The 26,272-nt window shown below is 43.8% G+C and carries 19 protein-coding genes; 12 read left to right on the top strand and 7 right to left on the bottom strand.

What is annotated here, in order from left to right; genetic code table 11:
• Positions 1 to 3: 3 nt before the first annotated feature.
• The 4 genes from nuoL (at position 4) to JMX63_RS06060 (ending at position 6,009) form a co-directional block, all read left to right on the top strand.
• Entirely contained in the window at positions 4 to 1,878 is a 1,875-nt protein-coding gene (gene nuoL / locus JMX63_RS06075) for an NADH-quinone oxidoreductase subunit L (RefSeq protein WP_201571583.1), read from the top strand.
• Positions 1,879 to 1,880: 2 nt separating this feature from the next.
• The gene (gene nuoM, locus JMX63_RS06070) at positions 1,881 to 3,506 is read left to right on the top strand and encodes an NADH-quinone oxidoreductase subunit M (protein WP_201571582.1); all 1,626 of its coding nucleotides are present in this window, start codon (positions 1,881 to 1,883) and stop codon (positions 3,504 to 3,506) included.
• Positions 3,507 to 3,509: 3 nt separating this feature from the next.
• A complete protein-coding gene (locus JMX63_RS06065) occupies positions 3,510 to 4,988 on the top strand; it encodes an NADH-quinone oxidoreductase subunit N (protein WP_201571581.1) in 1,479 nt (492 codons plus the stop codon).
• 193 nt (positions 4,989 to 5,181) lie between these two features.
• Positions 5,182 to 6,009, top strand: coding sequence for a ferredoxin--NADP reductase (locus tag JMX63_RS06060; RefSeq protein ID WP_101206256.1), 828 nt, complete (start codon positions 5,182 to 5,184; stop codon positions 6,007 to 6,009).
• A 108-nt stretch (positions 6,010 to 6,117) separates the two neighbouring features.
• Here the strand turns inward: JMX63_RS06060 and JMX63_RS06055 are convergent, their stop codons facing one another.
• The gene (locus JMX63_RS06055; protein ID WP_224737876.1) at positions 6,118 to 6,897 is read right to left on the bottom strand and encodes a hypothetical protein; all 780 of its coding nucleotides are present in this window, start codon (positions 6,895 to 6,897) and stop codon (positions 6,118 to 6,120) included.
• A 581-nt stretch (positions 6,898 to 7,478) separates the two neighbouring features.
• On the opposite strand from JMX63_RS06055, the gene JMX63_RS06050 reads away from it, so the two are divergent.
• Both JMX63_RS06050 and JMX63_RS06045 read left to right on the top strand, forming a co-directional pair.
• Complete coding sequence (locus JMX63_RS06050; protein ID WP_201571580.1) at positions 7,479 to 8,366, top strand: TonB family protein; 888 nt, start codon at positions 7,479 to 7,481, stop codon at positions 8,364 to 8,366.
• A gap of 175 nt (positions 8,367 to 8,541) precedes the next feature.
• Positions 8,542 to 9,417, top strand: a complete 876-nt coding sequence (locus JMX63_RS06045) for a mechanosensitive ion channel family protein (RefSeq protein ID WP_101206253.1) — start codon at positions 8,542 to 8,544, stop codon at positions 9,415 to 9,417.
• Between the two features lie 49 nt (positions 9,418 to 9,466).
• On the opposite strand, the gene ybeY is transcribed toward JMX63_RS06045, so the two are convergent.
• A complete protein-coding gene (gene ybeY, locus JMX63_RS06040) occupies positions 9,467 to 10,066 on the bottom strand; it encodes an rRNA maturation RNase YbeY (RefSeq protein WP_201571579.1) in 600 nt (199 codons plus the stop codon).
• Between the two features lie 313 nt (positions 10,067 to 10,379).
• On the bottom strand, positions 10,380 to 11,483 hold the full coding sequence (locus JMX63_RS06035; protein ID WP_179798643.1) for a PhoH family protein: 1,104 nt from the start codon (positions 11,481 to 11,483) through the stop codon (positions 10,380 to 10,382).
• 609 nt (positions 11,484 to 12,092) lie between these two features.
• Here JMX63_RS06035 and JMX63_RS06030 point away from each other — a divergent pair.
• The 3 genes from JMX63_RS06030 (at position 12,093) to JMX63_RS06020 (ending at position 16,142) form a co-directional block, all read left to right on the top strand.
• Positions 12,093 to 13,421 carry a UbiH/UbiF/VisC/COQ6 family ubiquinone biosynthesis hydroxylase gene (locus JMX63_RS06030; RefSeq protein WP_201571578.1) on the top strand — a complete coding sequence of 443 codons (1,329 nt, stop codon included), beginning with the start codon at positions 12,093 to 12,095 and terminating at the stop codon, positions 13,419 to 13,421.
• A gap of 167 nt (positions 13,422 to 13,588) precedes the next feature.
• Positions 13,589 to 14,872, top strand: a complete 1,284-nt coding sequence (locus JMX63_RS06025; protein WP_201571577.1) for an FAD-dependent monooxygenase — start codon at positions 13,589 to 13,591, stop codon at positions 14,870 to 14,872.
• A 37-nt stretch (positions 14,873 to 14,909) separates the two neighbouring features.
• On the top strand, positions 14,910 to 16,142 hold the full coding sequence (locus JMX63_RS06020; RefSeq protein ID WP_201571576.1) for a PIN domain-containing protein: 1,233 nt from the start codon (positions 14,910 to 14,912) through the stop codon (positions 16,140 to 16,142).
• A gap of 1 nt (position 16,143) precedes the next feature.
• On the opposite strand, the gene JMX63_RS06015 is transcribed toward JMX63_RS06020, so the two are convergent.
• On the bottom strand, positions 16,144 to 17,055 hold the full coding sequence (locus JMX63_RS06015) for a lysine exporter LysO family protein (RefSeq protein WP_201571574.1): 912 nt from the start codon (positions 17,053 to 17,055) through the stop codon (positions 16,144 to 16,146).
• 264 nt (positions 17,056 to 17,319) lie between these two features.
• Here JMX63_RS06015 and JMX63_RS06010 point away from each other — a divergent pair, with 264 nt between their 5' ends.
• The 3 genes from JMX63_RS06010 to JMX63_RS06000 are packed head-to-tail and all read left to right on the top strand — an operon-like array spanning position 17,320 to position 22,034.
• Positions 17,320 to 20,028 (top strand): alpha/beta fold hydrolase, encoded by a 2,709-nt coding sequence (locus JMX63_RS06010; RefSeq protein ID WP_201571572.1) that lies wholly within the window; start codon positions 17,320 to 17,322, stop codon positions 20,026 to 20,028.
• 3 nt (positions 20,029 to 20,031) lie between these two features.
• Positions 20,032 to 21,222 (top strand): patatin-like phospholipase family protein, encoded by a 1,191-nt coding sequence (locus JMX63_RS06005; RefSeq protein WP_201571570.1) that lies wholly within the window; start codon positions 20,032 to 20,034, stop codon positions 21,220 to 21,222.
• A complete protein-coding gene (locus JMX63_RS06000; protein WP_201571568.1) occupies positions 21,219 to 22,034 on the top strand; it encodes an SDR family NAD(P)-dependent oxidoreductase in 816 nt (271 codons plus the stop codon). The genes JMX63_RS06005 and JMX63_RS06000 overlap by 4 nt, the downstream gene beginning before the upstream one ends.
• A 26-nt stretch (positions 22,035 to 22,060) precedes the next feature.
• On the opposite strand, the gene JMX63_RS05995 is transcribed toward JMX63_RS06000, so the two are convergent.
• The 3 genes from JMX63_RS05995 to nadA all read right to left on the bottom strand — a co-directional run bounded on the left by JMX63_RS05995 (position 22,061) and on the right by nadA (position 26,210).
• Positions 22,061 to 22,954, bottom strand: a complete 894-nt coding sequence (locus JMX63_RS05995) for a phosphatidate cytidylyltransferase (protein WP_201571566.1) — start codon at positions 22,952 to 22,954, stop codon at positions 22,061 to 22,063.
• Positions 22,955 to 23,074: 120 nt separating this feature from the next.
• Positions 23,075 to 25,000, bottom strand: coding sequence for an L-aspartate oxidase (gene nadB, locus JMX63_RS05990; protein WP_201571565.1), 1,926 nt, complete (start codon positions 24,998 to 25,000; stop codon positions 23,075 to 23,077).
• Between the two features lie 70 nt (positions 25,001 to 25,070).
• Complete coding sequence (gene nadA, locus JMX63_RS05985; RefSeq protein WP_201571564.1) at positions 25,071 to 26,210, bottom strand: quinolinate synthase NadA; 1,140 nt, start codon at positions 26,208 to 26,210, stop codon at positions 25,071 to 25,073.
• Positions 26,211 to 26,272: the final 62 nt, after the last annotated feature.

The following is a 26,272-nucleotide window of genomic DNA, read 5'->3' as shown; positions in this document are numbered from 1 at the left end:
GTCATGAGTTTATTACCATTAACCTTTATATTCCCGCTCATTGGCTTTTTGATTTTAGCCTTTATGCGCGACAAATTATCAGAGACGGTCGCAGCGATTGTTGGCGTGGGTAGCATGCTGTTATCAGCACTATGCACGCTAGTGGTTAGCTATACCTTTTTGACCACCAATCCAGCTGGAACGGTAATTGACGTTCCGCTGTGGACATGGTTCCAAGTTGGCGATTTTGCCCCACATTTCGGTTTGAGCTTTGATGGTCTTGCATTGACCATGACAGGTGTTATCACTGGGATTGGCTTTTTAATTCATCTGTTTGCCTCTTGGTATATGAAAGGCGACACTGGCTTTGCTCGTTTCTTTAGCTATATGAACTTGTTCGTGGCCAGTATGTTGTTACTGGTACTCGCAGATGATCTGTTCTTGCTATATCTCGGTTGGGAAGGCGTGGGTATCTGTTCGTACCTATTGATTGGTTATTATTACCATGATAGAGCCAACGGCCGTGCTGCGATGAAAGCCTTTACCGTCACGCGTGTCGGTGATGTATTCTTAGCCTTTGGTTTGTTTCTATTATTCCGCGAATTCGGCACGCTCAATATTCAAGAAATTATTACGCGCGCGCCAGAAGTGTTTGATATTAATAATCCAACGATGATGCTTACCACCATGATGTTGGTCGGCGGCGCGATGGGTAAGTCAGCGCAGTTGCCACTACATACATGGCTTGCTGATGCGATGGCAGGCCCGACACCAGTATCGGCATTGATTCACGCGGCAACAATGGTGACGGCAGGTGTTTATTTGATTGCTCGTCTACATCCATTGTTTGAGTTGACCCCAGGTATCTTATTGTATTGGGTTGGCGGCGTAGGGGCATTGACGTTGGTTGTTGCTGGATTCTGTGCGCTTGCACAAACGGACATCAAACGTATCCTTGCGTACTCAACCATGAGTCAGATTGGCTATATGTTCTTAGCGCTTGGCGTGGGCGCGTGGCAAGGGGCAATCTTCCACTTGATGACGCACGCCTTCTTTAAAGCATTGCTGTTCTTATCATCAGGTGCGGTCATCCTTGCGGTACATCACGAGCAAGATATCTTTAAAATGGGTGGTCTACGTAAAAAGATACCATTGGTATTTTGGTGTTATATCGTCGGTGGTGGTGCGCTCGCTGCCATACCTTGGGTTACCGTTGGTTTTTATTCTAAAGAAGCGATTCTTTGGGAAACTTATGCCACAGGTCACTTAGTACTATTTTATATGGGTGTATTCGGCGCATTCTTAACCGCGATTTATACGTTCCGTATGATTTGGATCATATTCTTTGGCGAAGAAAAAACCCATGCTCATAAGCTATCAGGTGTGTCGTATTGGTTACCTTTAACCGTATTGCTAGTGTTATCTACAGCCGTTGGTGCTTGGATTACGCCACCATTAGATGGTGTATTGCCAGAGAGCGTTGGTCATCTATTAGAAGTTGCAGGTCAAGCACATGCTAAGCACACCGCAGAGTATATGGCGATGGGTGCAATGGCAGCAGGTTTGATATTGGCAGCACTATTGTATGTTGTCAACAAAGGTCGCTTGCTCACTAGCTTTAAGCGCTCACGTATTGGTGGGGCACTATATCACTGGTGCTACCATGGCCTAGGTTTCGACGCGCTATATGATGTAATTTTTGTAAAACCCTTTTTATTCATCGGCCGCTTACTTAAAGCCGACCCTATCGATAAAACGTGGTTGCTGTTACCTAAGCTGGCTTCAGCAGGTAATAAGGTATTGTCTGCGACGCAAACAGGGTCTCTTCGAGGTTATGCCACAAGCTTTGGCTTGGGTATGGCTGTATTGCTGGTGCTGGTAATGATGACGGTGGTGTAAAAATGATTGAGTTACAACAAACGTGGATGCTACCAGCATTAATCGCAATTCCTTTTATTGCAGGATTGCTATGCTGGGTGGTAGAGCGATTTAATAAACGTCTGCCGCGCTGGATTGCCTTGATCGGTATGATGTTGACCTTTGCGTTGTCATTAGTACTTTGGCAGAAGGGCGATTTTAGCGGTATGAGTAAGCAGGTCATTGCGCCAGATGCTGCCGTGCCTTGGGTAGCAGAATTTAGTGTGCCGTGGATACCGAGCTTTGGTATTAGCTTTCACTTAGCGCTAGATGGCTTGTCACTGATGATGGTGGCCCTAACAGGTTTGCTTGGTGTGGCAGCTGTTGCTTGTTCGTGGAATGAGATTCAGCGCCGTGTTGGTTTTTTCCACCTGAACTTGCTATGGAGTTTGGGCGGCGTTATTGGTGTTTTCTTAGCCATTGATCTGTTCTTATTCTTCTTCTTTTGGGAGATGATGCTGGTTCCGATCTATTTCTTGATCGCCATTTGGGGTCATGATGTAGTTGGTAAAACCAAAGAATACGCGGCTACCAAGTTCTTTATTTATACCCAAGCGTCTGGGCTTATCATGCTCATCGGTATTTTGGTATTGGTCATTATCAGCTACGCCCAAAAAGGGGTAGTGAGCTTTAACTATAATGACTTGCTCGGTACGTCACTTGGTGGCTGGGAATATCCAATCATGCTATGCTTCTTCATTGGCTTTGCGGTGAAGTTGCCAATTATTCCTTTCCATGGCTGGTTGCCAGATGCGCATGCGCAGGCACCAACGGCAGGTTCGGTGGATTTGGCAGGTGTACTCATTAAGACTGCCGCCTATGGTTTGATTCGTTTTGTGTTGCCGCTATTTCCAGTAGCGTCACAAGAGTTTGCGCCGATAGCGATAACATTAGGTACGATTGGTATCTTTTATGGCGCGTGGCTTGCGTTTATGCAGACTGATATGAAGCGTTTGCTAGCCTATACCAGTATCTCGCACATGGGTTTTGTGGTACTGGCAATCTATGCGGGAACATTACTCAGCTTACAAGGTCTGATGATTCAGATGCTTGCTCATGGTTTGAGTTCAGCCGCACTATTCATCATGGCAGGACAGCTATATGAGCGTCTGCATACACGCGATTTAACCTTGATGGGTGGTATGTGGGGACAGTTCCGTTACTACGCACCGATACTGATGTTCTTCTGTGCTGCTTTACTAGGTATTCCAGGTACGGGTAACTTCATTGGCGAGTTCATGATTTTATTTGGCTCATTTGCTCAGTACCCAGTGTTTGTGGTTTTTGCGACATTCAGTTTGGTATTAGCAGGTCTTTACTCGTTGATTTTGATTCATCGCGCACTATTTGGTGAAAACAACATCGCCGCATTGGCAGAGCGAGAGACTAAGTCACATGGCTTACCTGCACGTAAACTAAAAGATTTGGGCAAGCGCGAGCTGTCATTACTACTGATGCTAGCTGCTGGTTTGGTATGGCTTGGACTGTACCCACAGCCGTTCCTTGATACCTCAAGTCACGCAATGCAGTGGATCAATAACGCATATATATACAGTCAAGTGACACAGGTAGATTCGTCGCAGCTGCTTGATGTAATGGAGGCACGTTAAGTCATGAATGATATTACGATGAATGATTTGATAGGATTGTTGCCTTACGCGCCGATTATCGCCGTAGTGATTACGGTACTGACGGTTATGATCGCGATTACCTTTAAACGCTCGCACATGGTCACTGGTACGATTACGGTGGCAGGCTTAAACATTGGTCTATTCACCCTTATCGGTCAGATGATCGGTGTGATTGAAAGCGGATCTATCGCGCCAAACGCTGAGCAGTTATTTGTTATAGATAACTTTGCTCAGTTTAATATGGTGGTGATTTTTATCTGTGCCTTGGCTTGTTGTACGCTGTCTTATGCGTATTTAGCTAACCTAAAAGACAATAAAGAAGAGCTGTATTTGCTCATGCTGCTATCGACCATTGGTGCATTACTAATGGTAAGCGCGCAGCATATGGCGTCATTCTTTATGAGCTTAGAGATGCTGTCAGTACCGTTATATGGTTTGCTCGCTTATACTTACAAGCGCAACCAGTCGCTTGAGTCGGGATTGAAGTATTTGGTATTGTCGGCGACTGCATCAGCGACGTTGCTGATGGGTATGGCCTTTATCTATGCAGAAGTAGGCTCACTAGCATTTAAGCCAATCAGTATGGTACTGGGCAATATCTTTGAGTCGCCACTACTGATATTGGGCGCGGCAATGATGATGTTTGGTATCGCCTTTAAACTCTCAGCTGCTCCTTTCCATATGTGGACGCCAGATGTTTATGAAGGTGCACCAGCGCCTATTGCTACCTTTTTAGCATCAGTATCAAAAGTGGCGATGATGGCACTGGCTGTGCGTTTCTTAATCGATACTGCTTTGCTGGCATTGCCATCAGTGCAGATGCTATTGATGGTCATGGCAACATTATCTATCTTGGTAGGTAACTTATTGGCAGTACGTCAAACCAGCCTCAAACGTCTACTCGGTTACTCATCTATTGCCCATATGGGTTATGTGATGATCGTGATTGTCAGCATTGGTTCAGCCGCAGATAGTATCTCTAGTATGTATATGGCAGTCTATGCCTTTACCTCTATCGGTGCTTTTGGCGTAGTGACGTTGATGTCGAGTCCGTATCGCTTATCTGGTGAAGCCGATGAGTTGACGCATTATCAAGGGCTATTCTGGCGTCGCCCAGTATTGACCGCTGTGATGACTATCATGATGTTGTCATTAGCTGGTATTCCATTGACGGCAGGCTTTATTACCAAGCTATTTGCTATCTTAGCTGCGGTACAAGGCACCAACTGGTTCTTGGCTGCGATGATTATCTTGGGTAGTGCGATTGGTCTATTCTATTACTTACGTGTGTTACTCACGCTGTTCAAACGTCCTAAGCAGTTCATCGAGTTTGACGTGTCTGGGCAATGGGGTATTCGTACCGGTGGTATTATGGTCATTGCTGTGACGGCGATTATTCTATTCTTTGGTATCTTGCCAAATAGTATGATTGAGTGGGCAAGTTTGGCTCGCATTTGGTAATGTCGCTGAGTTAATACAACAGATAAGTCGCTGCGATCTATTTGTTGTTACGGTTAAAAAACCAAGATGCGCCAGCTTTATGATAAGCTTGGCGCATCTTTTTTATGCTTACCTTTTTGGTATTTATCTGCTTTTGCCTATCAAAGGTATCTTATAAAAATACAGTTTAACAAAGTATAAGTGACGAATAATTATGAGTGATAATATTCAAACAGTAACGGTGCTCAGTAAAACTACATGGACGCCGAACTTATTTAGCTTTACCGTCAGCCGTCCCGATAGTTTTAAGTTTACAGCGGGGCAGTTTGTACGTTTAGGCGTCAATCCCAGTCAATTAAAATATTACCAGCAGACTGATGCAAGTGATGAAACTGCTGATAGCGCATTGAATGAAGATGTCTTTCGCGCGTATTCGATTGTCTCTTCGCCCTTTGATGAGGTGATAGAATTCTTCTCTATCGTAATTCCTGACGGTGCATTTACCTCGCAATTGCAGCATTTACAAGTGGGCGATGAACTGCTGCTCAACACCATGCCATTTGGGTTTTTGACGTTAGCACGTTACCAAAAACCATTGCCAAAAGACTTATGGCTGCTAGCAACAGGGACTGGTTTAGCACCGTTTTTGTCAATGCTGCAAGATTTAAAGACATGGGAAGATTACGAGCACATTGTATTGGCTTATAGCGCACGTTCGCTCGATGAACTTGCGTACGTTGAAAAAATTGAAAGCCTACAAGAAGACTTCGGCACGCTGGTTGATAATCCAGCAAAGCTTATCTTTATCCCAATCGTCACTCGTGAGCCTGTCGAAGGTGCATTGTCAGAGCGTCTGCCGAAGCTGTTGCTAGAGGGCACGTTACAAGCGCGCGCGGGTATCGCATTAGATATTGATACTACGCATGTCATGCTATGCGGCAACCCAGATATGGTAGAAGATACCAAAGAGGCATTAAAGACATTGGGACTGGTGATGAATCGCCGCGGTGAGGGTAATATTGCCGTAGAGAACTACTGGTAGTTATCGACTTTAATCAAAAAACGCTGTATCTATAAGGCCAATAACCTCTAAGATGCAGCGTTTTTTTATGGGATAAAGTATTGTCTTATGGGATAAAAAATTAGCGACTTACTCTTGGCTTGGTTCAGTCGCATCGTCTACGGGGTTAATAGGGCCTTGCATCAATTCAGGATCATCATCATCACCGATGATATCTTCGTTACTGCTGGCCGCCAGTAAATCACGATAGTTGATTTGAGCCTTCAAAATCATTTGCTCTTCTTCTAGCTCGCCATAATTTATCTGTACCTTATGCAAGGTACTCATGATTTTCTTGTTGTTTTTTAACCAACGATGGATATCGAGATAAATCACTTCGTCTTTTGCGCGAGCAATATTGACGTACGACAGAATAAAGCCTAAAGGGTCTTTTTTGAGGACGCTATGATAAAACCAAATCGCCAGTTTGACGCCTTGACGTTTCACGAAAGATTCGCAGCGCAGATTCAATATATCGGTATAAGTTTGCTGACCAAATACAAAGCGTTGCACATTGCGATCGAGTTGGACGTGAACTAAGCTAAAGTTACTTGCCACCTCGGCATAGATGCCGCCTGCATTGACAGTGCAGTACAAACGAAACCAATCCTCATGCATCTCGACACGTAGCTCTAAAATGGCTTTTACATTGTCGGTGACGAATTTTTGTAGTGCATCATTAACGTAAGTCTGTGCCACTGGCAATGACAACTCATCTTCGAACTTGTCCGTCGTCTTATTATAGATATCTTTAACCGATTGGGCGATACGCTCCCAACCACTGCCGAATGACTCGTCAAAACGATAGCCAATACTCTCGAAGAACTCATCAAAATTGTCTGAATTATTCACGTTATCAAAGTCACTCAAACTTATTATCCTTATAGGGCGCGTCATTCAATCGGTGACGTAAAAATGGCTAAACAAACTTTGCATGCTATCGTTAATTTGAACGAAAGCTAATCATCTATAATTTCTAAATATCTACGATCATTAGTAATTTTTATACTGATAGGTAGCAAAAGCGAAAAACTGACCTCTGATACTAGTGCATAGTGAATCTACATTTACTGTGCTGCTTGATAATCTGCCGTGCCTAATCAACACGATGCACAGTTCTGATTGTTGCAAAGTATCGTGCTACTAATGCTATTATGCTAAAGCAGTATATAACAAATACAGTGGCTTCAAAATGAACACATGCGTTTTATAGCAATTCATTTGGTATAGACAGTGTTTCGTCTGCCTTATATATTCTCAAATGCATGTTTTTCAATCAGCGGATAAGGTTACCAATACTGTATGGCAAATGTCAAAATGCCGTCTCAGTGCTTATACTGGCGACATAATTCTATGTCATGTTATGATAGCGCCAGTATAAATCATGCCCATCGTTACAACACTTGTTAAATAGTGCTTTGTACTGATGTGCTCACAAGCTGAGATTCATTGTGGCCTATATAAAAGACTCACAGAGCTATCATTTTTCCGCGCAAGCGCCCAAGCGCGATATAAGCTTGCCTGTTGCTATTGTTATTGCAGTGGCTGTTCATGTGCTGATTATTTTCGGAATTAGCTTCTCTATGGGAAAAGACCCAGCTGCTATGATGCAAGATGTGGCAAAGGCGCTGACCGACAATATGAAGCCCAATGAAGATGCACACTTTATTGCCAACGCTTCACAAGAGGGCGGCGGTACAATAGAAGAGCAGCTCAGACAAGAGAACAATCAGTTAAGTGCAATGTCTGCTGAGCAAATGAGTGAGACTCAAGATATCGTTAATTTACAGCGTAAAGTACGTCAGCAGCGTTATCAAGAGAGTTATCTGCGTACGACGTTAAGTTGGCGTCAGGCCACTGTAGAGTCGGATAATGACAGCGAGCAAGCGCAAGATGATGCAATGGCGCAAGAAGAGCGGCTACGTAAGCAGATTGCCACCTTAGAAGCTCAGCTATCTCAGCGTCAGCAGGTCTACGCAACCAAATCCAAAGTCGTGACGATGGATAGTAATTCGACCACACGGGGTGCGGCAGCAGACTATATCAATACATTCCGTGAGCATGTCGAGCGAGTGGGCAACTTGCATTATCCCGTACAAGCGCGTGCTCAAGGCATTACGGGTGAAGTACGGCTAATGGTTATCATCAGTAACGACGGCAATATCAAAGCCATTCGACTGCTTGAAAGCTCGAACTCTACGATATTGGATGAAGCGGCCAAGCAGTCGGTACGACAAGCTGCACCCTTTGGTAAATTCACCGAAGACATGAACGATATCGTCGAGCTGCGCTTGATACGTACTTACCGCTATAGTGATACAGTCGAAGTAACGTACTAAGGTTAATGTATTTATGCACTAAGAAGACAAGCACTAAGAAAAAAGCTACTGAAAATAAAGTTGCTGAAAAAATATCACCGAAAATACAATTGTTAAGAATAACACTTAACGCACCATTTTTTATCATTACAGATACCCAAGTTCATAACACACAGCTATAAAATAAAGAGTCAGTATGGAATTTTTAGGTTTTACCGTCGATGTCGCTACCTTAACGAGCAATGCCCTAGAGTTGGTCATTAAAGTCGCTTTAGCAATACTTATATTTATCGTTGGACGTTGGCTTGCCAAAAAGGCAGTCGCTTTTTCCGATCGCTTGATGACGCGTAGCCATCTGGACGAGACAGTTGCTAGTTTTTTAAGTCGTCTATTGTATGGCGTGCTACTGGTCGTAGTGATTTTAGCTGCACTTAGCAAAGTCGGTGTACAGACTACTTCGGTCGTTGCGATCTTAGGTGGTGCCGCTGTCGCCGTTGGTTTGTCATTAAAAGACCAGCTATCAAATTTTGCCGCTGGTATTATGATTGTGACGTTTCGCCCGTTTGTACGCGGCGATTATGTACAGATTAGTAGCTACACAGGTACGGTGACTGAGATTACCTTGGTTAATACCCATTTGACGACCATTAACAATCACGATATCATCATTCCTAATAGCGATATCACGACTTCACCTGTGGTCAATTATACAGCGCTACCCAATCGCCGCGTCGATATCACCGTCGGTATTGGCTATGATGCTGATATCAAAACGGCTAAAGACGTGATGCTAAGTCTGGCAAGAAATAACCCATTGGCTTTTACTGATCCTGAACCTATCGTACGAGTGACCAATCTAGGCGATAATTCAGTAGATCTTACCCTAAACGTTTGGACAACCAATGCCGACTGGTGGTCGATGCAATGCGAGCTACTAGAGCAATTCAAGCAAGCTCTAGATGATGAGAAGATTGAGATTCCATTCCCGCAGCGCAGTGTCCATGTTAAAGGCTTGGATCATATGATCAACCAAATGGGTCAAGCACAAAAGTTACCATTAACTAAAGATTAATGAGTAGCTGCCTAATAGTTAAAAGACTATTTAATAAAGCAGTGCTAGTTTAGATATAAGGATTTGGTAGGTTTAGGCCTGCCAAAATCTCAATTTCAAAGTACTCCATCTCATCTTGTTCAGCTTGTCCGAGCTCATGATCAAAACCTAGTAGGTGTAGCACGCCATGCACTAGCAAATGGCTGATGTGCTGCGCCACTGTTTTGTCCTGTTCAGCCGCTTCACGTACCATCACTTCATGACAGATAACCAGCTCTCCAAGAGGCAATGTTGGCATCAGCTCAATGACGGCAGCAGGTAATTCGCTTGGATAAGACAAAATATTGGTCGCATAGTCTTTACCACGTGCTTCTAGATTTAAAGCACGGCCTTCGACGTCATCAGTGATATATATATCTAGAGTTTTAGATTTTTCCTGCCATAGCTCAGGATCGATATCTGCAAAATAAGGTAGGGTCAGACCAGTATTAATACGACCATCTATATAATCCAAAGTCGCCATCATGACTGATAGTAAATGCTCGCGATTATAAAAAGTATCTAATAATTCATCATCAATACTGTCGGTCGCACTGATATCAAGTGCTGCTAAGCTGGCATGGTTGCTAGCAATCTTGTCATCGAAATTAGTATTGTCAGGTTGGCTCATATTGCTGTCCTTTTTATTATAAATGTATTTCTAACGCTGCAGCGTCTAGGTGATTTATTTGCCAGCTCTTTTAATATGAAAGTAGCTTAATTATTATCTCTCATTGCTAAGTTTTTGACTCATAAATAGAGGTCTATGTATAGAATATATAGAGGCTACTATAGCTAAGTTACTGGTAGGCGACTAGTAGCGAAAGAGCTAAATTCAATAAACTGTTGGTAAGAAAAAACCGGACTACTTTGAGTAATCCGGTTTTCTTATGCAATATAACTGTTTATAGCAAATGATTGTAATTCAATGATTAGCTTGATTATTACAGATTGGCTGCTGCATTAGCGACAGCTTGTCTACGCTCTTGTTCTTTAATACGTTCAAACTTACGTTTTTCTTCTAAAGCCATTTGTTCTTCATCAAATACGTCATAGGCTTCAACAATTTGTTGTACCAATTGATGTCGTACCACGTCTTTTGAATCAAACTTTGTGATATGAATCTCTTCGATATCCTTTAGAATATCCATCGCTTGTGCCAAGCCTGATTTGTGACCACGTGGCAAATCGACCTGAGTAATATCCCCAGTGATGACGGCTCGTGAGCCAAAGCCCAAGCGGGTCAAAAACATTTTCATCTGTTCAGGCGTGGTGTTTTGCGCTTCATCTAGAATGACAAACGAGTTATTTAAAGTACGACCACGCATATAGGCAAGCGGCGCCACTTCAATAATCTGACGCTCAATCATTTTACCGACTTTCTCAAAGCCTATCATCTCATAGAGTGCGTCATATAGCGGGCGTAAGTACGGATCGATTTTTTGGGTCAAATCACCTGGCAAGAAGCCCAGTTTTTCGCCAGCTTCTACCGCTGGACGCACTAGCAAAATACGCTCAATCTCATTACGCTCAAGCATATCGACGGCACACGCCACCGCTAGATACGTTTTACCCGTACCAGCAGGCCCAATACCAAACGACACATCAGAGCTCAGAACGTTTTTTACATAACGCTGTTGATTGCCACCGCGCGGAACGATGCGACCTTTACGTGTACGTAAACTGATGGGCGTAAATTCGCTAGCCTCATCCAAATCTTCATCATATTCCATGTCATCGTGATCTTGTTCGTCTTCTTCGATGTCTTCATCACGAGAGAGGCTAGATTGGATGATGAGATGCAGCTCTTCTGCACTGATGTCTTTGGTGTTCTGTGCTTCATCTACCATTTTGTAGATAATACGTTCACCACGTTCGACATTGGTCACATCGCCACTCAGGCAAAAATCGCCTTGGCGTTGCATGATTTTAATATCGAGGCGTTCTTGAATATATTTCATGTGATTGTTGTATTCACCAAGCACGGTTTTTAGCTGTGCTGGGGTCAATGATTCAAACTTTATACGGCGGCTCATGGAATCAGTCAAGCGATTATCCTTTTATTGTGTACCCGACGCTATGATTTGGTTTTAATTGCGTGGCGGGTTGCAGAGATAAAATAGTTAGTGGCGTTACAGTATTTAGGTGGTAAAAAGATTATAGATGATAAAAATGACGGCGATATTATTGTTGTTTTTGTGGAAGGTCGTAAATAAAAGTAATGAAAATAATGAAAAGTCTTGCCTTCATTATGGTAGAGAATTTTTAAATTTCAAGCCATACATCAGATAGATAACGCTGTTTTTGTATGCGGATTGCAACTGTTACAGCGATTTTCTATAGATTGATTCGATGTTGCTATAAGTTCTATATAATTCATCGCTACCCATCGTATGATAGTGCTCTAATAAAATTAAGATATTTGAGTTTTATGAATATAAACCTCGTTTATGATGAGAGTAAAGAAACGATTTGTCTACGGTTAAGACCACGGCATAATGGACAATTTGTGGTAATCTATGGGCGATACCATAGGTTGCTGCAACCTATCTAACAACAGCAGCGACATGATAAAAATTATAAAATAAAGTCAGTGACGAGCAGTTGTCTATCATAAATAAACTGCTTGTCCAAAAAATTATAATAGGAAAATCACGATGCAAGATACTGATTCACATTTATCCAATACTGACAGCATACCTAAAAAGTTCGACAGCATCTCTAAAAACAAAGAAGCGATAACCGACCAGCAAGTGCTTATCGCGGGTGGTGGTCATGTTGGTTTGTCCTTTGCATTGCTATTGGCCCATCACGGTATTGCGAGCACCTTATTAGAAAAAAACAGCTATCCAACCATCAGTCCAACGGATGATAGTACTCGCAGCCATTATTTAGACAGTCGCAACACCGCATTGTCACGGCGCACGGTACAAATATATCAAGAGATTGGACTGTGGGATGAGTTACAGAGCCATGCCTGCCGTATCGACACTGTACAGATTAGTGAGCAAGGCAGCTTTGGGCGCGCGCAGCTGAATAAAGCAGAAGAGCGCGTTGAGTCATTTGGGCAAGTCATCGAAAACGCTTGGCTGGGTCGTAAACTTTTATTAGCCGCACAGCAAGCGCCATTAATTACCTTGATAGATAATGCCAATGTGACGACTGTCCAGCAGCAAGCCGATAGTGTGACACTTAGCTTTAATTATAACGATGAAGCCGAAAACGAGCAGCAGCTACGAGCTAGCGTATTAGTCGCTTGTGATGGGCGCGATTCTACAGTACGCCAACTGCTAGATATTAGTACAACTACGTATGACTATCAGCAAACGGCCATCGTCGGCGTAGTAGAGACAGATACGCCACACGAGCATGCAGCGATTGAGCGTTTCAGTCCAGCTGGCCCACTTGCCGTACTCCCACTGACAGATCCAAAGGGTGATGGCAATGATGAGTATCAACAAGGCTACAGACGCTCTGTGGTGTGGGTATGCCCAACAGGTGAAGAAACCAGATACTTAGAAGACGACGCCCATTTCTTGCAGACCCTACAGCAAGCCTTTGGCCAACGCGCTGGCAAGTTCACCACTGCAGGTCGCCGCGGCGCCTACCCATTGACACGTGTGCTAGCTGACAAGCAAGTAGAAGGTCGTTGCGTGGTCATGGGCAATGCGGCTCATACTCTGCATCCTGTAGCAGGACAAGGCTTTAATCTCTGTATGCGAGATGCACATGTGCTGGCACAAATGCTAAATGCACAAGTACTCAAAGGCGCAGATATTGGTGATGCACAGTTATTGAAGCGTTATGAAAAAGCACGTCAAACCGACCAGAAGCGAGTGATTCGTTTTTGTGATGCGGTAGTACATGGCTTCACGCATCCTAACCCAGCGATTAAGCTGGCGCGAAATATGGCATTGTTGGCTTTTGATAAATTGCCAAATATCAAGCCACTAGTCGCCACTTATGCGATGGGTCTAAAATCATAGCGCTATAGTTAAATCCTCTTTAAAAGAGTGACAGCGTTAACCTCGCTTGAAGTATTGCCTATACATCTGCACTCGGTTGCCTTGTCTCTCTTTTAAACTGAATCAACTAACTGTAATTAAGATTGATAATAAGCATTCTAATATTGAGCAATATTGAGAGACACCTTATGAAAAACAACCATACGTTGATTATCGGTAGCGGTATCGTTGGGGCAACGCTTGCTCTAAAGTTGGCGCAAGATAAAATGCCAGTGACGTTGATTGATGCCCGTCCTGAGCGCGATGAGTCAGCTTGGCAACATGTACTTAGCAAACGTGATGCACGTGTCTATGCACTTAGTATGGCTAGTATTAATTTGCTTAAAGATATTGGCGCGTGGCAAAAGATTGCTAGCTCTGAGCGTAAGGCTGATTATTCGCAAATGCAGGTATGGCAGCTCAATGGGATGGGTGAGCTATTATTTGGCGAAAGTGAAAATAGCGGCGCTGAGGATAATAGTAGTGAAACTCATGAGCCTATATTATTAGGCAGTATGGTCGAGCCTGCTGTTATCGAGTACGCATTATGGCAACGCTTTCATGAAGCTGATGTTAGTGACTATCTGACCCTTATCGCTGGTCATAAAGTTGTCAATATGGATTGGCTAGGGGTGCAGCAAGGCTACCGTATCACTCTGGACAATGGCGAAGCGATTGATACGCGTCTATTAGTTGGCGCTGATGGGCGCGGTTCATTTGTCCGTCAGCAAGCAGGGATTGGCGTAGATACACTTGACTATAATCAAACTGCCATCTGCTGTGCGATTCAGACTGAGAAACCGCATCAAGCGACAGCACGTCAAGCCATGCTACCAACAGGTACGTTGGCACTATTGCCATTAGCAGATATAACCGATGCTGATAAGACAAATCCGCAGCATTGGCAGTCGATCGTATGGACATTGCCGCGCAATCAAGCATTGGCATTGATAGAGGAAGAAGATCGTTTTATCGCTGATAAGTTAGCAGCTGCTAGCAATTACGAGTTGGGTGCGATTAATCAGATTGAGTCTATCGCTAGTTTTCCATTAGCAGCACAGCAAGCGAAAAGCTACGTCGCTGATAACTTGGTGCTGATCGGTGACGCTGCTCATGGCGTACATCCGTTAGCAGGCCAAGGGTTGAACCTCGGTATGCTGGATGTGCAAGCATTGTCTGAGCAGTTAACGCATGACTTTACCCGTAGTGGCGGTACGCTTTGGGGCAGCAATCAAACGCTACGTCATTATGAGCGTTCGCGTCGTCCGCATAATAGCCTAATGATGCATAGCTTTTCTGCGCTTAACTGGTTATTTGCAGGGTCGCTTGCCCAAATGCGTCCTGTGCAGCAGATACGTAATGAGGGTATGTACCGAGTCAGTAAAATCAAGCCATTGATGCGCTTATTTGCTAAGCAGGCGAGTGGGGTATAAGTAATCGTAACTTTTATTAAATGATAAGAATATTTTGATGAAGCATATTTTAATTGATTATGAAAACATTCAGCCTAAAAGCTTCGATAATGTAGAGGTGGATAAATGCCATGTATGGCTGTTTTTGGGTATCAATCAGCAGAAGAGTTTACCTCTTGAATTGGTTGAAAACTTGCTCAGGTTTGATAATGAAAATGTGCACATTATTAAGATGCAACATGCAGGGAAGAATGCGCTAGATTTTTACTTGTCTTTTTATCTTGGCAAAATCTCTGAAATTGATCCTAGTGCTGATGTTTGTATTTTAGCAAGAGATAGTGGTTATGATATCTTGGTTGAGCATCTCAATAGTGCTTATGATGGTATGAACATCATGCGGTTAGAAAATGCTAATCAGCTAACTGTGGCTTACGAGTCAAACATAGAAAGTGCATCAGATATAAAAAAAAGCCAACTTGTCATCGAAGATAGTCATCATGTTTTGTGTGATGACGTTACTAGCGTTGCCATGGACAATAAGAAATCTTTAGCGCAAAGCCTTGAAGAGAGCGTTCCCAAATCGGTTATACATGAGTGTTATGTATTGGTTTTTGATAGCATTGTCAATCGTAAGGTTTTTTTACCGAGCTATAAATCCAACCTATTGTACTCGATAAAGAAGTACGTTCCAGTGAAAGTACTAGAGAGATTCAATAGTACTGAGCAAGATTATATTTTTGAACAGGTTTTTGGAAAATTTATCAAAGCAGGACTTATTAGACTTGATGAAAATGGAGAAAAACTAAGTTATAAAGTAGACAGTCAAGGAATATTAGATTTAGTCACTGATCAAGTTTTACGAAGTAAGGCAAAAGAAATTGATGGATTGAATAATGTGATAAAGCAAAAACTTGCAAGTTATCGCCAAGCAAATAGTCAGGATCAAATTGATTTAGTTGTAACGTACCTCAAAAAGAAGGACATAATAAAACAAGATAATAAAGCTATCTATTACTCACCTTTCGATAATATCAAAGGAAATTCGAGTAAAGTTTCACAAGATGATAATAAGAATAGCAAAGACTCTGCTACAACATATCAACGTGCAATAGCACAGCTAAAAAGTAGACCAGCAGGTACTCGACCATCCAAAAAGTCAAGTTTAATAAACTATCTTAAAAGCTATCTACGTAATGAGGACACTAAAGCAATTGATAAGCTAGTTAAACAGATGGTTAGTAATAAAATAATCGTAATATCAAATACGAATAAGCTGATCTACAAAATATAGCTTAGCCAAGCGCCGAAAAGAACACCATCAGTACTGGCGAGACAATATTAATTAGGAAACCAAAGCTAATCGCTAGTGGCACGACTTTTAGACCACCTGACTGCTGAATGATAGGCAAGGTAAAGTCTAAACTGGTCGCGCCGCCAAGCCCAACCGCAGCGGAGGGGTATTTGCGCATAAATACCGGAATAAAGATTAACGCAAAGAACTCGCGTACCAAGTCATTAAACAACGCGACACTACCCCAAACCGCGCCATAAGCATCGGTCATGACAATCGCTGATAGCGAGTACCAACCAAACCCTGACGATAGTGCTAAGCCTTTCGTCCATGACACATCAGTAAATAGTAGTGCAAAGATAAGCCCACCCGCCAATACCGCTAGCGTAAAGATGACACTCATTTCTACGCCGCGTTTATTCAGTAGTACTTCTTTTAAGGTGATGCCCGATCCTTTTAAGCCTATACCGACCAGTAAAATTAAAATCATCAGCATGACGGTCATAGAGTTTTCAGGCGGCATATAACCAGCAGGCAAGAAATAGCCAATCACCATCCCAATCACCACACAAACCACTTGTGCCAAGCTACCGCGAATGCTCACCCGATGCTCTTTAGATTTTACGCTTGGTTTTTTGGCATGCCACGGACGCAGATGGTCAAACAGCATAAGCGCAAACAATCCCGTACCAATTGTCAGTATTGATAATATAGTGACATACAGCGCAATTTCACCCAGCTGATTACCTAGACCTTCTACCTGAGACAGCTCAATACCGATCAACGCTAGGATGACAAATACCAGGTATGATAGACCTTTGTCGGCCAATTTTGTCATAGTAGGGTTAGACGGAATGGCAAAGCCAATAAACATTGGCATTAATACCAGAACAAGGGTGACTAGGCTTTCCATGATAAAGGGCTCGCAGCATTTTTAATAAGGCGTTTTTAAGAAGCTGAAGATTGTACCATATAAGGTTAATAGTATTGATATGAGCCACTGAGATTCATTGTAAATCATCGCTCATTGTTGGCTAAACTGGAAAAACTGGACGATTATAATGATGTTAATAAATATCTTTTTCAAAATGTTTGAACGTTTTTGAGCGCTTTGTAATTCTTTACCTTACAAACTTTTGTTGCTACATTAAAGTACTGAAAATATTTGGCTAGACTCATGTCGCTATATCAGCTCAAGACTCAGTTTCAAAATCAACTACGCCCGATAAGTAATGCGCTGGTTGAGCAAAATGTTACCGCTAATCAAGTGACAGTATCCGCTGTTTTATTAAGTATCGGTACTGCCTATATCATTGCCAAACCAGCGGCTGAACAGCAGCGGCTGTGGCTTTTATTACCATCATCATTGTTTGTACGTATGGCACTCAATGCCATCGATGGCATGATGGCCCGTGAACATGGCCAGGCATCAACGCTAGGAGCCGTGTTAAACGAGGTAGGTGATATGGTTGCCGATACGGCTCTATTAGCGAGTCTGGCGCCTCATATTCTGACCCCTCATATCAATAACAAAGAACGGCAAACGGTAATAGCCAACTTACCAACGAACATATCAATTTCTCAGCACCATATCACTGCTCTGATCGCGCTTAGTATTGGCACCGAGCTGTTGGGCGTTACTAGTAATACCATGTTAGGTGTTCGTGCTAACCAAGGGCCTTTGGGCAAAAGCGATCGTGCCTTCTTATTAGGTATGCTTGGTGCGTTTATGGGCATTAGAGCCAAAGCGCCAGTAAGTATTAAAGGGCAGGTGGCTTTACCTGCTATCAGAATGAGTCAATTATTTATATTAACAGAGATAATGCTACTAAAGACCTGTCTCAATCGACTACGTTATATGACAGAGTTATACTTGATGCATAACCCACCTCAGCTGCGATCCGTACTGGGTGAGTCAACAAACAACTCACTATTTCTTACTGTTGTTTTACCAAGTACTTCTACTGATAACGCTCGCCCATTGGAGTTCAAAGAAATGCCAACCACAACCGTTGATAGTCAAAAATTGGAAGAACAGGCCAGTGTTGGTTTTGATTTGCCTGCATCTAAAATCATCAATGGTGAGAGCTGTTATAACGCTTACGATGGCACTGCTATTTATTATCGCTATTGGCTAACGACGCCTTTAGAAGACATGAAAAAATCAGCTATCAAGCAAGCCAACCAACCGTTGCGCCAAGTTATCTTATTGCACCGAGGACATGAGCATTCGGGACGATTGACAGAGCTGGGAGAGCAGTTTGCAACAGCTGGCTATCAAGTGTTTGCTTGGGATGCGCGCGGCAATGGTCGCTCAGGGGGCATTAAAGATCATGCAGAGAGCGTCACAGAGCTTGAGCGAGATTTAGAGGGTTTCGTCCAGTTGGTGATTGGGCAAACAGGCATTGCTATTGAAGATACATTGATTGTCGCTAGCAGTATCGGCGCGGTATTGGCAGCAGCATGGGTACACGATTATGCGCCAAATATTCGCGGCATGATACTTGGCACGCCTGCGCTCAGTATTCGTCTGTATCTGCCCTTTGCCATACCGTCATTGAAGGTAGCACGTACGCTGGGCCTGATGTCCCGTGTCAGCAGCTACGTTAAAGCACAAGTACTGACTCATGATAAAGACGCGCAGCAAGCCTATAATGCCGATCCATTAATCTCCAACAGTATCTCAACAGACTTGCTCATCGACACCCATGCAACCGGTCAGCGTCTACTCGATGATGCTGGTGCTATCACCGTACCGACGTTTGTCTTATGCGCGGGTAAGGATTATGTGGTCGATAAACAGGCTGAGCGGAAATTCTATGAGGCGATTAACACACCGATTAAACGCTGGCAGTTGTATCCAGACAGCTACCATGCAATCTTTCATGAGACCAATAAAGCCGATGTCTTTGCTGACTGTATTGAGTTTGCTGAGGAAATATTTAGCACACCAGTCCAAGCCCCTGATTTGAGTACGGCTCACTTAAACAGTGCCAGTAAAGATAAAGTAGATCGTTTGGCGATTAAACCATTCAATCCAAACTTTGCAATTACCCGTTTTGCGATGCAAAAGTTCGGTCATGTCAGCGATGCGATTGCCACAGGGCTGGAGCATGGATTTGATTCAGGTCATTCGCTAGATCATGTCTATTACAACAAGCCCAGCGGTCAGAATAAATTTGGACAGGCAGTCGATAAGTTTTATTTAAATAATATTGGCTGGCAAGGTATTCGTATTCGCCGCGAGCACATATTGGAATTGGCACGCTTAGCACTCGCAGATATCGAAGATAAAAATCAAAGCAGCAATAAATCATACCAACCAAAACTGTTAGATATCGCTAGTGGACATGGTTTTTATGCATTTGATCTGCTGACAGAGTTTGCAGATTTGTATGCTGAGCTGCGTGATTATGAAATGCATAATATACAGGCATTGCAAGCAAAGGCGGAGCGTTTGGCCATAAGCAGTCGAGTCGTGACCAGTCAAAAGGACGCCTTTGATCCTGCTAGTTATATCAATGCACATACGAATGACACTAGTACCGATACTAAAAAATCAGATCTTGCTATTGCTTCTGGGTTATTTGAACTGTTCTCTGATAATGCGCTACCAGCGACAGCTTTGGCAGGTATTCATGATAGTTTAAAATCGGGCGGTTATCTGATTTATACCAACCAACCTTGGCATCCTGAGCAAGAGTTTATCAGTAAAACATTGAACAATCACCGTGGCAGCAGTTGGGTAATGCGTTGTCGCTCACAAGCGGAGATGGATCAATTGGTTGAGCGCGCAGGCTTTAGAAAAATCACAATGCGTATCGATCGCTTTGGTATTTTTACCGTGTCGTTAGCGATTAAAACCGCCCCAGCTGATGACGAGTAATCAATGAATAATCAGCAGGTTAAACCTTATGAGCGTGTTCAGCTGTTTTCAGGCGGAGGCTCACGTTTTGGTTATTATTTGGGTAGTTATGCAGCACTAGCAGCGCATGATTTGACGCCAGACATTATCGTTGGTACTTGCGGTGGTAGTTTGTCTGCTTATTTAGTACAACTTGCGCCTGACCCTAAAGATTTGCAAGCGCTGATGTGTAGTCGTGAGTTGTATCGTGTCATCACTGCCATCAGACATGTCGCGCCAGATGAAGCCAATAAACGTCTAAAGCTGCGCTATATGACCCATGCACTCAAACGTTGGCGGTTATCAAAGCAAAGGGATAATGGACAAAGACAAAGGCAAGCAGATAGTTACGATCGACTGTTAAATGAGTTGCAGCAGTTGGCGATGTTTCGTATCGATAACGAGCAGTATTGGCTAGATGAGCTGTCGCGGTTCGCTGCTAGTAATCATGATATTAGCAATACTGATAAAGCAACGCCAGAGGTAGCCATCATTGCCAGTCGGTTGTATCAAGCACCTGCTAAGGGGTTGTATAATGAGAAATTCGCACTGCAAGAATTATTATTTGCGCCGCCGCGCTTAGCAAGTTTGCCAGATGCTATATTAGGTCTGGCTGAAGAGCAAATAACGTCACCAGCGCATATATTTGCAAACGGACGCATACACCCGTCTGTAAAGGTACAGACGCAATGGGATTTTGCCCCAGTGATCCGCGCGTCTATGGCTGACATGTACTATCTACCGCCAACACATATCACAGAGCTTGGCTGGTGCTTGGGCGGCGTGATCAATTTGACACCGATTGAGCTAGCCTGTCAGTTGGGTGACAGCGTATTTGCAGAGACCAAGGCAGGTTATGACGCATGGCTGGCTGCTCCCGCGATTCAGCGTGTTTTTGGTTTTGATCCCAATGAGCGTTTGGCAGTAGTACACGGTTATCAACCAATGAGAAAGCCATCTTATGCTATTAGCAATCACCATCAGCTACACTGGTTACCATTTGCAGATAACGAGCAGCACCTGAGAGGGCAAAATGTGCAAAAGCGTTTTAACCTAAAGCAAATGACCGTCGAGCTAATACACAGTGGTTACGATGGCTTTGTGCAGCAAATGCAGGCGCAATGGCAATATGGCTATCAGCGTACGGTCGACTATATACAGCAACATAAATTATGAAGACTCTCGTAGAAGATATCGCCGAAACCTATACGCCGCATATTGTTATCGTTGGTGGGACAAGTGGCATTGGTTTAGCTTTGGCGTTGCATCATCAGACGCTTGGCTGGCAAGTCAGCGTTGTCGGAAGTAGCGCAGCAAAGATAGCCGATATCAACAGACAGCATCCTGCTATTGTGACTTATGTATGCGACTTAACTGACCCAAGTCAAACGCAGACGCTATTAGACAATTTATCAGGTATTCCATTTCAAAGGCTGATCTATAGTGCGGGTGGCTACACCAATGAGCGTATCCATCACCTAAATCAAGCAGATAGCGACCAAATGCTAGCGATTAATTTACAGGCATTTGAGCAGATTTTTAGATGGGCAAGCAGCCAGTTAAAGCAGCAAAACCAGTCGCTCGATGTCACTAAGAATGTTAGAACAAGCCTTATCTGTATTGCCTCTATCGCAGGCACGATAGATTATCCTTATGCCAGCCTTTATGCAAAAAGCAAACGTGCAATGATTGCTACGGCTAGCGCTTATCGGGCAGCACTTGTACCTTATGATATACAAGTAAACTGTATTGCCTCAGGCTATATTGATACTCAAGCGTTACGTGATTTAAATGATGGCGATGCTCGCCATAAGCCATTTATCATGGGCACGCAGACAGCTGTTGATCATATTATGCAAGCGATTAACGATGATGTAGAACTAGCGATATTTCCACGCTCGATGCGCTATATCACGAGTGCTTTAAATCATTTACCAAAGCCTGTGCTCAATTGGATATTGCGCAGTAAGCTAGATAAAGCCAGATGATTTTGCCATCTGTGCTTTTACTAGGTTTAACCAAATAACCAATACAGTATGGTAAATACTGGCACTCCAATCAGCAAACTGTCTATTCGATCTAATACCCCACCATGACCAGCGAGCATCGTTCCGGTATCTTTCACTCCGTGTTGGCGCTTAAAGGCTGATTCTAATAGATCGCCAAAAATACCACTTACCGCCAAGCCATAGGCAGCTAATAGACAGACCCACCAAGTAAAAGGGGTGAGCCAAAGACCTAATACTGCTGCCAACATCGCCGCAACTACACTGCCAAAGATAGCACCTTCAATGCTTTTGTTCGGGCTAATAGTCGGCGCTAGACCTCGTTTAAACAGCTTACGCCCAAGCAGTCGCCCACATAGATATTGGGCAATATCATTAAACTGACTGGCGAATAATACGAAGAGTAAAACGCCATATTGTTGGCGTTGCCAGGTCAATTGCTGCAAGACAATAAGGCTAATGATGAGTGAGATGAATGCAACACTCAGTAGCAGGTCTAAGTAGTTGAGCCGCGTATAGTGTTGAGTCAGATTGAGAGAGGTTTTCGGTAGCAGGAGAGTACTTGGCTGTAAGCCTTGCGCTTGGAGTTTATGAATGAGTACGGCTTTACTGCGTAAACACCATAGACGTTTAATCTCGTAGCTGCCGCGTAGACCAATTAATATAAAAAATAAAATGAGCAGCCATTGATAGGGATATACTTGCAAATGAAAACCTTGCGTATCGTTCGTTATTTTTGCAATCACATAGCAAGTGCAGAGCGCGGCGAGCATCAACCACCACGAGCGGGCTATCAGGTAGATTTTTGGCAAGCGTTTGCGCAGACGATGTACGGCAAGTACACTCCAAGCCAAGCTGACAATTATCATCAGGGCAATTACAAACACAATATCAGAAGCCATGCCATGGACACTCAAAGAAGAGGTAATATTTTAAGCCTATCCATAATGATAGCTTAAATGCTTCTTTAACTATAGTGTTAGATATCCTCTTGATGGGTTTGGCTGTTATCTGTCGTAGGCTTAAATATGGTCAGTAACAGCTATCGGATAACGCTCGTCTTCTATAATGTGATTAATAGAGTGAAGCGTAGTTTTTCTTAATGGCAGAATGATACTGGTTAAAGGCGTTTCAGCTAAGTTAGGATAATCCTCACGATAATGCCCACCGCGACTTTCAAAACGCTGATAAGCCGATTGGACAATCATCGTTGCTAACGCTAATTGCCTCGCCAATTGAAAAATGGCAAGCTCACTGTTAGTAGTAGGAGCTCTACTGCTCGTATCAGATAGCATGATCTCAGTATGTTCGATTGACTCTTGCCACTGCTCAATTTGTCGCAATGCTTGCTCTAACTGTTTGGCACTACGTGTGATGCCCATATTGGCTGTCAAAAGAGCTTTCAATGCTATAGTTATCTCTGCAATATCTACGTCAGAATGAAATGCTTTATCAGCCTTATAAGTTGGATACGATAACTGCTTAGAAGAGGGCAAAACAACAAATTGCATGTTTTCTAGTGTCGGATATTGCCAGATATCGGCAGCTAACTGATGCAGTTCATAATAGGCAGTCGTATGTGGCTGTGGCATTTTTTCTAAAGCTTCAGCCGTTTTCTCTAAAGCTTCTAAGTTTTTTAAAGCTTCTAATTTCGTTAAGTAACGTGGCAAATTAGCGGCGATGTTGCGACCAACCACCACACACTCCAACAATGAGTTGCTTGCTAAACGGTTGGCCCCATGTAGTCCTGTATAAGCAACTTCGCCTGCTGCATACAGCCCTGCAATATCGGTCAATCCATTGGCGCAAGTCACCACGCCGCCACAACTATAATGGGCAGTCGGAGCGACCGGGATAGGGTCTGTGGTCATATCGATGCCGAATGCTAGCAGCGTCTGATAAATCTGCGGGAAATGCGCTTGTATAAATGCAGCTGGCAAGTGACTGACATCAAGATGCACGTAGCCAAGTCCGTTACTACTAATCTGATTGGCTATTGCTCGAGCGACGATATCGCGTGGCGCCAATTCAGCGCGCTCATCAACGTCTAGCATAAAGCGCACACCAGTCTGCGGACAATACAGTCGTCCACCTTCACCGCGTAACGCTTCAGATATCAGAAAGCTGCTGTCATCTAATGCCAGACCCGTTGGGTGAAATTGCACAAATTCTAAATTTGCCAAACGACAGCCTGCTTGCCATGCCATCATGACGCCATCACCGACACAGACGTTAGGTGCGCTGGCACGCTTAAATAGTTGACCTAAGCCACCACTAGCAAGTACGACAGCCCGACTATAAACCGTAAGCTGACGTTGGTTGTCATGATCGAAAACAGTGGCACCGTCGCATTTTTTATAGTCAGTATTGTCAGAGTGATTTATATCTGACTTACTAATATTAGGGCGTGTTAATAACGATAAGGCTTCATGATAAGGCAAAATGGTGATGTTAGCCGCGGCCTGCACTTTTACCGTTAAGGCTTCCATAACATGTCGCCCAGTCGCATCATCTGCATGCGCCACACGGCGACAGCCATGTCCACCTTCTTTGGTTAAATGTAGCTCACTAGTGCTTAGGGCGGTGGCTGCTACTGGCAGAGCGTGTGGCTGAGTATCATTAGGGCTGTGTGCCATTTGAGTGAAGGGAACGCCTTGCTCACATAGCCATTGGACGGCCTGTTGTCCTGCACTCAATATATCAGTAGTGTTCGCCGCATCACACAAACCTGCACCAGCGATGAGCGTATCAGATACATGGTCGGTTACGCTGTCAATTTTATCTAAACTGGCGGCAATACCTCCTTGAGCATAGTGGCTCGAGCAAACCTCAAGCGCCGCTTTGCTTAAAACAGTAATATTCAGCGACTTTGGTAGGGATAGCGCGGTACTCAAGCCTGCCAGACCAGCCCCAATAATAAGAACATCAGTTTTTATAATATTACTCATATCATTGCTGCTCCTGTTATTTTCATAGCGAGTGGTGCTGGAACGATCAACTGAATGCGACGGACTCATGCTAGGCTGCCCCAACGTTAGCGAACAGCGCACGGTCTTTTACTATGTCGCCACTAGCGGTTACACGTTGCTTTTGTGCTTCAGCAAAATCGAGCATCCGTTGTAAAGGTTTCTTAGCTGCTACTGCTAGCTCAGGTGTCATTAGTACTTCACCGCTTTGATTGGTTAAGCACTGCTCAATACCTTTTAGACCGTTCATGGCCATCCAAGGACAAAACGCACAGCTCTTACAGCTTGCACTCTCACCAGCAGTCGGTGCGGCCAAGAATCGCTTGTTTGGCGAGCGTTTTTGCATCTCGTGCAATATGCCCAAGTCAGTAGCGACGATAAAGGTATCAGCATCCATCTCATACGTTGATTGCAAAAGCTTGCTAGTCGAGCCGACCACATCAGCGAGTGCCACCACGCTATCAGGTGACTCAGGATGTACCAAGACTTTGGCCTCTGGATGTTCCTCTTTTAATTGCATTAGCTCAGTGGCTTTAAATTCGTTATGTACCAAGCAAGACCCTTGCCACAGCAGCATATCTGCACCAGTCTCACGAGCGATGTATTTACCTAAATGACGGTCAGGGCCCCAAATAATCGGCTCACCTTGGGCATGTAAATGACGGACGATGTCGATACCGACAGATGAGGTGACCACCCAATCAGCTCTCGCTTTTACTGCGGCGCTGGTATTGGCGTAGACGACCACAGTACGTTCAGGATGGGCATCACAAAATGCTGAAAACTCGTCAGCAGGACAGCCTAAATCGAGCGAGCATTCGGCTTCTAAATCTGGCATGAGGACGGTCTTTTCCATGCTCAATATTTTTGCCGATTCACCCATGAAGCGCACACCAGCGACAACCAAAGTCTGAGCGCTATGAGCTTGTCCAAACCGAGCCATTTCAAGTGAGTCACCGACGCAGCCACCGGTTGCCAATGCCAAGTCTTGGATAAAAGGGTCGACATAGTAATGTGCTACCAGTACGGCATTATTCTCTTTCAGCAGCTGCTTGATATTTTCTTCAACCACGATGCGTTCAGCGCGAGGCAAGTTTGCTGGCATTTTAGCCTTGGCATATTCAATGTTCATCTGAGTGGCGATGCGATTGTCTGTACTCATGATAGGTGCGTCGTAAGGATATTTTTTCATAATGGCAGCCTTTGTTGGTGCAATAACGATAAATGTATGAGCTAAAAAATAGGTAATTGGAC

Origin of the sequence: Psychrobacter nivimaris (genome assembly GCF_904846365.1) — a bacterium.
GTDB classification, from domain to species: domain Bacteria; phylum Pseudomonadota; class Gammaproteobacteria; order Pseudomonadales; family Moraxellaceae; genus Psychrobacter; species Psychrobacter nivimaris_B.
The sequence above is the reverse complement of the archived record's forward strand: the minus strand, read 5'-3'. Positions and strand labels throughout refer to the sequence as shown.

Excerpts from the sequence above, each read along its gene's own strand:
- JMX63_RS06025 (WP_201571577.1), top strand. The coding sequence starts at position 13,589 with ATGAAAAACAACCATACGTTGATTATCGGTAGCGGTATCGTTGGGGCA.
- JMX63_RS06005 (WP_201571570.1), top strand. The coding sequence starts at position 20,032 with ATGAATAATCAGCAGGTTAAACCTTATGAGCGTGTTCAGCTGTTTTCA.
- nuoM (WP_201571582.1), top strand. The coding sequence starts at position 1,881 with ATGATTGAGTTACAACAAACGTGGATGCTACCAGCATTAATCGCAATT.
- JMX63_RS05995 (WP_201571566.1), bottom strand. The coding sequence starts at position 22,954 with ATGGCTTCTGATATTGTGTTTGTAATTGCCCTGATGATAATTGTCAGC.
- JMX63_RS06030 (WP_201571578.1), top strand. The coding sequence starts at position 12,093 with ATGCAAGATACTGATTCACATTTATCCAATACTGACAGCATACCTAAA.
- JMX63_RS06020 (WP_201571576.1), top strand. The coding sequence starts at position 14,910 with ATGAAGCATATTTTAATTGATTATGAAAACATTCAGCCTAAAAGCTTC.
- nadA (WP_201571564.1), bottom strand. The coding sequence starts at position 26,210 with ATGAAAAAATATCCTTACGACGCACCTATCATGAGTACAGACAATCGC.
- JMX63_RS06045 (WP_101206253.1), top strand. The coding sequence starts at position 8,542 with ATGGAATTTTTAGGTTTTACCGTCGATGTCGCTACCTTAACGAGCAAT.
- JMX63_RS06015 (WP_201571574.1), bottom strand. The coding sequence starts at position 17,055 with ATGGAAAGCCTAGTCACCCTTGTTCTGGTATTAATGCCAATGTTTATT.
- JMX63_RS06065 (WP_201571581.1), top strand. The coding sequence starts at position 3,510 with ATGAATGATATTACGATGAATGATTTGATAGGATTGTTGCCTTACGCG.
- ybeY (WP_201571579.1), bottom strand. The coding sequence starts at position 10,066 with ATGAGCCAACCTGACAATACTAATTTCGATGACAAGATTGCTAGCAAC.
- JMX63_RS06010 (WP_201571572.1), top strand. The coding sequence starts at position 17,320 with ATGTCGCTATATCAGCTCAAGACTCAGTTTCAAAATCAACTACGCCCG.
- JMX63_RS06060 (WP_101206256.1), top strand. The coding sequence starts at position 5,182 with ATGAGTGATAATATTCAAACAGTAACGGTGCTCAGTAAAACTACATGG.
- nadB (WP_201571565.1), bottom strand. The coding sequence starts at position 25,000 with ATGAGTAATATTATAAAAACTGATGTTCTTATTATTGGGGCTGGTCTG.
- JMX63_RS06000 (WP_201571568.1), top strand. The coding sequence starts at position 21,219 with ATGAAGACTCTCGTAGAAGATATCGCCGAAACCTATACGCCGCATATT.
- nuoL (WP_201571583.1), top strand. The coding sequence starts at position 4 with ATGAGTTTATTACCATTAACCTTTATATTCCCGCTCATTGGCTTTTTG.